At 60.1% G+C, this 6,650-nt stretch carries 3 protein-coding genes; all 3 read right to left on the reverse strand.

What is annotated here, in order from left to right:
• Positions 1-1,736: diguanylate cyclase domain-containing protein (locus tag VF672_RS04365; RefSeq protein ID WP_331101846.1), on the reverse strand; the 1,736-nt coding region annotated here is incomplete at its 3' end.
• A gap of 436 nt (positions 1,737-2,172) precedes the next feature.
• The gene (aceF, locus tag VF672_RS04370; protein ID WP_331101849.1) at positions 2,173-3,813 is read right to left on the reverse strand and encodes a dihydrolipoyllysine-residue acetyltransferase; all 1,641 of its coding nucleotides are present in this window, start codon (positions 3,811-3,813) and stop codon (positions 2,173-2,175) included.
• 143 nt (positions 3,814-3,956) lie between these two features.
• On the reverse strand, positions 3,957-6,602 hold the full coding sequence (aceE, locus tag VF672_RS04375) for a pyruvate dehydrogenase (acetyl-transferring), homodimeric type (RefSeq protein ID WP_331101852.1): 2,646 nt from the start codon (positions 6,600-6,602) through the stop codon (positions 3,957-3,959).
• Positions 6,603-6,650 lie beyond the last annotated feature (48 nt).

A 6,650-nucleotide genomic window follows, 5' to 3' on the forward strand; every position in this document is an offset into this window, starting at 1 on the left:
ACGAACATCGGCTTGTCCAGCGTGCTCAGCACCTGGCTGGCGACGCGTTGGCCTTCTTCCGGGCTGGAGTCGTCCAGCAGCACCGCGAATTCGTTACTGGCGAAGCGCGCCAGAATGCCGGTCGGACTGAGGCTGTTGCGCAGGCGCCGGGCGAGGCTGATCAACAGCTTGTCGCCGGTATGGTGGCCAAGGCTGTCGTTGATGCGCTTGAAGTTGTCGATGTCGACCAGCAACAGGCTGATCGGGGTTTCCACGTCCCTGGCGAAGTGCTCGTCCAGGGTTCGGATGAACGCCGGACGGTTGGCCAGGCTGGTCAAATTGTCGGTGTACGCCAGGCGCTCGATCCGCTGCTGGGAGAGCTTGGCCTGGGTAATGTCTTCATAGATGCCGATGTAATGGGTCAGCTCGCGATCGTCGCCGTACACCTTGGAAATCGATAGCTGGCCCCAGTACGGTTCCAGGTTTTTGCGCCGGCTCTTGAACTCGCCCTGCCAGCTGTTTCCACTGACCAGACTGGAGTTTGCGTCGAGCAGCAGTGCGCTGAGGTTTTCCAGGGCGGGCAGCTCCGAAAGTTGCTGCCCATGGACTTCGTCGGCGGGGTACTGAGTGATTTCGGTGAAACTCGGATTGACGTACTCGACTACGCCATCGCGGTTGACCAGCAGAAACGCGTTGGCGCTCTGCTCCACGGCACGCTGAAACAAGTGCAGGGCACTCGTGGCAGTGCGGCGGTTGTGGTTGTTGATGGCGTGGGCAAACTGATCGGCCAACTCGCCGGCAAAGGCAATTTCATCGGACTGCCACTCGCGTGGCGCACCGGTCTGCTCAAGGCAGAGCACGCCCACCACCTGACCATCGATGCGCACGGGGGCGTCGAGGATGGCGGTGATGTTTTGGGTGCGCAGCCGCTGAACCAGCTCCCTGGTGCGCGCGTCCTGCTCGACATCGTTGACGTCGATGGCGCGGCTGGTGTGCAGCACATCCAGGTAGCTGGGGAATTCGCTGATGTCGATCGCGCCTGTTTTGGGGAACGTGCTGGTATCGCGGCGATACTCGGCAATCGGCTCAAGGGTCTTGCCGTTGAGGTTCCACAGGCTGGCGCAGGAGATGTCATAGATCTCGCAGGCGCTTTTGGTGATCAGTTCCGCTGCTTCCTGCAGCGAGTTGTTCGAGCTGTAGCGATGGCGTGCCAGGCGCAGAATCAGGCTTTGCTGGCCGCGCACTCGCTCCAGATGCTTCAACTGTTCGTGCTGGGCGCGCTGGTTGAGTTCCAGCGCGATCTGCAAGCGCGAGTTTTGCACCTCCAGATCCGGACTGATGACCAGCTCGCCGGGCTCGGCCTGTTCGTCGACGACCGTCAGGTAACCGCGCAACAGATGCCGATTATGTTGCTTGTAGCCTTCACCGATCTCCATCAGCCCCAACGGACCGCGCGCCGTGTGCAGGGTGTAGCGGATCAGGTAATGGGCGCTGCTCGCCAGCTGCATCTGCACCGCGTCGTGCAGTTGATAGCGCGCTTCGGGCTCCATGAGGCTGGCATAAGGTGAGCCCACCAGGGCGCAGAGTTCGACAGCGGGCATGCTGAATTGCTTTTCGCAGTTCGGGTCCAGGTACAGCATGGCCCAGCTGGGTTCATTCAGCCGCTCGAAACGCAGCATGCCGAGCCGCGAGGGCACCGGCAATTGCGTCACGACCTCGGCCGCCGGTCTACCGACAGCATCAGGTTGGCTTTTCATGAAGGAACTCGCTTTCAGGGTACTGTCGCGCACAGGCAAGGAGCCCGTCTTTAAGTCGCGTGCCGCAAGGTTGCATCATGGCGAACGGGCTGACAAGTCAGCGAGATGGCTTAATGCTATAAAAACTGTCGGCAGACGGTTGATCTACTGGAGGTAATTGATCGGATTGTCGGGGTGAGGGTGAAGCGGCCGCTGTTTGTGCATCATCTGCTATCGGCAGTCCGACCGAATACTGTAGGGGCACTTTCGCCGCGATGGCGTTGACGCGTCGGCGCGGTGTTATCCCTCCGTGGAGGTTCCAGGGCCGGCGACCGTCGAGGGTGATGCTGCCCAGGATACGGGCAAAAAAAGCCCCGCCAATAAGCGGGGTTGAGGTACGAGCGTGGCAGCTCGAGAAAGCGAAGGCCCGTTTCGCGTGAAACGGGCCTTGTACGGCTTACAGCAGAATCGTGCGGATGTCCGCCAGCAATTCGCTCAGACGCTTGGTGAAACGCGCTGCGGCGGCGCCGTTGATCACGCGGTGATCGTAGGACAGCGACAGCGGCAGCATCAGACGTGGCTGGAAAGCTTTGCCGTCCCATACCGGTTGCATCGTGGCCTTGGACACACCAAGGATCGCCACTTCCGGCGCGTTGACGATCGGCGTAAAGCCGGTGCCGCCAATGTGGCCCAGGCTGGAGATGGTGAAGCAGGCGCCTTGCATGTCGTTGGCCGACAGCTTTTTGGAACGTGCCTTTTCAGCCAGCTCGGCCGCTTCTGCCGCCAGTTGCAGCAGGCTCTTCTGGTCGACGTTCTTGATGACCGGGACCAGCAGGCCTTCTGGCGTATCTACCGCGAAACCGATGTTGAAGTACTTCTTGCGAATGATCGCTTTGCCGCTCGGTGCCAACGAACTGTTGAAGTCCGGCAGTTCCTTGAGCAAGTGCGCGCTGGCTTTGAGCAGCAGCGGAAGCACGGTCAGCTTGACGCCGGCTTTTTCGGCCACGGCTTTCTGCGCGATACGGAAAGCTTCCAGATCGGTGATGTCGGCCTGGTCGAACTGCGTCACGTGCGGGATGTTCAGCCAGCTGCGGTGCAGACCGGTTGCACCCAGCTGCATCAGGCGCGTCATCGGCACTTCTTCGGTTTCGCCGAAACGGCTGAAATCGACTTCCGGAATCGGCGGGATGCCCATTCCCCCGGCAGCGCCGCCAGCAGCAGGCGCGTCCTTGGACTTGGTCATGATCGACTTGACGTACGCCTGCACGTCTTCTTTGAGCACGCGACCGTGGGGGCCAGTTGCCGAAACAGCATTCAGCTCGACACCAAACTCGCGCGCCAGCTGACGTACCGCAGGGCCAGCGTGAACCTTGGCGCCATTGTTCGCAGGTGCAGCGGCTGGGGCGACTGGCGCAGGAGCGTTTTCAGCCTTGGCAGCCGGAGCAGCAGCGGCCGCAGGAACAGCCGCTTCAGTCTTGGCCGGAGCCGGCGCAGCAGCCTGAGCAGGCGCGGCAGCGGGGGCAGCACCCGCCACTTTCAATTTCAGGATCAGGTCGCCAGTGCCGACTTCGTCTTCGACTTTGACGCTAATGCTCTCGATCACGCCCGCCGCTGGAGAAGGGATCTCCATCGAAGCTTTATCGGATTCCAGGGTGATCAAGGATTGATCAGCTTCGATGCTGTCGCCCACTTTGACCATCAGCTCGATGATGCGAGCCTTGCCCGACGAACCGATGTCCGGAACGTGAATATCCTGAACGGTCTCCGACGCCGCTGGAGCGGCCACCGCAGCAGGCGCAGCTTCGGCTTCAGCCGGTTTTTCGGCAGGCTTTTCAGCAGCGGCAGCAGGCTCGGCAGCCGCTTCGCCTTCCACTTCCAGCTCAAACAACTCGTCGCCTTCTTTCAGGCGATCGCCCAGCTTTACTTTCATCGCCTTGATGACACCGGCTTTAGGCGCAGGGATTTCCATGCTTGCCTTGTCTGACTCCAGCGTCAGCACGCTCTGGTCAGCTTCGATGCGATCACCGACCTTGACCATCAATTCAATGACTTCACCTTCACCGTTACCGATGTCGGGTACGCGAATTAACTCACTCACAATGTCTCTCCTTAGGAGAACCTGTTGCTCGACTGCGCCGATTCATCTGCGACGAAACAGCCTGGATGCTCATTTACCGAAGTAAATTCCGCATCGGCGGCTGCTTCGCGCATTCAGCGCTCTATTCGATCGTTACGCAGACCTTAGCAGTCCAGCGGGTTGCGCTTCTCAGGATCGATGCCGAACTTGGCAATGGCTTCCGCCACGACTTTTGGTTCGATATCGCCGCGATCGGCCAAGGCTTCCAGGGCAGCCAGCACCACGAAGTGGCGGTCGACTTCAAAGAAGTTACGCAGCTTCTTGCGGCTGTCGCTACGACCGAAACCGTCGGTGCCCAGCACTTTGTATTCCTTGGTCGGAACCCACTGACGGATCTGGTCAGCGAACAGTTTCATGTAGTCGGTCGAAGCGATCACCGGACCTTTACGGCCGTTGAGGCATTCTTCAACGTAGCTCAACTGTGGCTTCTGACCCGGCTTCAGGCGGTTGCTGCGCTCTACGGCGAGGCCGTCGCGACGCAATTCGTTGAAGCTGGTAACGCTCCAGACGTCCGCACCGATATTGAACTGCTCGCGCAGGATCTTCGCCGCCTCGCGTACTTCACGCAGGATGGTGCCGGAACCCAGCAGCTGCACGTGGTGCGCGGCTTCGCGGGTGTCTTCCTCCAGCAGGTACATGCCCTTGATGATGCCTTCCTCGGAACCGGCCGGCATGGCGGGTTGCGTGTAGGACTCGTTCATCACGGTCAGGTAGTAGAAGACGTCCTGTTGTTCTTCGAACATCTTCTTCATGCCGTCCTGAATGATCACCGCCAGCTCGTAGCCGTAGGTAGGATCGAAGGTGCGGCAGTTCGGGATGGTCGAGGCCAGAATGTGGCTGTGACCGTCTTCGTGCTGCAGACCTTCGCCGTTCAGGGTGGTACGACCGGCGGTGCCGCCGATCAGGAAGCCACGGGTGCGGCTGTCGCCTGCGGCCCATGCCAGGTCGCCGATACGCTGGAAACCGAACATCGAATAGAAGATGTAGAACGGAATCATCGGCTGGTTGTGGCTGCTGTACGAAGTGCCCGCCGCGATGAACGACGACATCGCACCGGCTTCGTTGATGCCTTCCTCGAGGATCTGGCCCTTCTTGTCCTCGCGGTAGAACATCACTTGTTCTTTGTCGACTGGCTCGTACAGCTGGCCTACGGAGGAGTAGATACCCAGCTGACGGAACATGCCTTCCATACCGAAGGTACGGGCCTCGTCCGGGATGATCGGGACGATGCGCTGGCCCACTTCCTTGTCCTTGACCAGTTGCGTCAGGATGCGCACGAACGCCATGGTCGTGGAGATTTCACGGTCGCCGGAACCATCCAGGATCGCCTTCAGGGTTTCCAGTGGCGGAGTCGGCAGGCTGAAGCTCTGCGCGCGACGCTGAGGCACGAAGCCACCCAGCGCAGCACGACGCTCGCTCAAGTAACGGGCTTCGGCACTGCCTTCTTCAGGCTTGAAGAATGGCAAGGCTTCCAGCTGATCGTCTTTGATCGGGATGTCGAAACGGTCACGGAAGTGACGCAGGCTGTCGACGTCGACCTTCTTGGTGTTGTGCGCGGTGTTTTTCGCTTCACCGGCGCCGGTGCCATAACCCTTGATGGTCTTGGCCAGAACCACGGTCGGCTGACCCTTGTGGTTCACCGCGTGATGGTACGCCGCGTAGACCTTGTACGGGTCGTGGCCGCCACGGTTGAGTTTCCAGATTTCGTCGTCGGACATATCCGCAACCATCGCCTTGAGTTCTGGCGAGTTGAAGAAGTGTTCACGCACGAAAGCGCCGTCTTTGGCTTTGTAGTTCTGGTATTCACCGTCGATGACTTCGTCCATGCGACGTTGCAGGATGCCGTCGACGTCCTTGGCCAGCAGCGGGTCCCAGAAACGGCCCCAGATGACTTTGGTCACGTTCCACTGAGCACCGCGGAACACGCCTTCCAGTTCCTGGATGATCTTGGCGTTGCCGCGAACCGGACCGTCCAGACGCTGCAGGTTGCAGTTCACGACGAAGATCAGGTTGTCCAGCTTCTCGCGACCGGCCAGGGCGATGGCGCCCAGGGATTCCGGCTCGTCGGTCTCGCCGTCGCCCAGGAAGCACCAGACCTTCTGCTTGCCTTCCGGGATGTAACCGCGGTGCTCCAGGTACTTCATGAAGCGCGCCTGGTAAATCGCCTGAATCGGACCCAGACCCATGGAAACGGTCGGGAACTGCCAGAAGTCTTTCATCAGCCACGGGTGTGGGTAAGACGACAGGCCGTTGCCATCGACTTCCTGACGGAAATTGTTCATCTGGTCTTCGGTGATGCGGCCTTCCATGAACGCACGGGCATAGACGCCTGGCGATGCGTGACCCTGGAAGTAGATCAGGTCGCCGCCGTGTTCGTCGGTCGGGGCCTGGAAGAAATAGTTGAAGCCAATGTCGTACAGGGTTGCACTGGAAGCGAAGCTGGAGATGTGGCCGCCCAGATCCGGATCGCCGATGTTGGTCTTGACCACCATTGCCAGCGCGTTCCAACGTACCAGCGAGCGAATGCGGCGTTCCATGAACAGGTCGCCGGGCATGCGTGCTTCGTGGGTAACGGGGATGGTGTTGCGATAAGGCGTGGTGATGGCGTAGGGCAGTTGCGAACCACTTCGTGTGGCCAGCTCACCCATACGGGTCATCAGGTAGTGAGCACGGTCTTCGCCTTCTTTGTCGAGAACCGATTCCAGGGCGTCCAGCCATTCCTGGGTTTCGACGGGATCGAGGTCTTGCATGGCTTGCTCCAGGGCGGAAAGGCTTCCAGAATCGGTTGCCTGAGTTTG

The organism is Pseudomonas sp. (genome assembly GCF_036387035.1).
In the GTDB taxonomy this organism is placed as follows: Bacteria; Pseudomonadota; Gammaproteobacteria; order Pseudomonadales; family Pseudomonadaceae; genus Aquipseudomonas.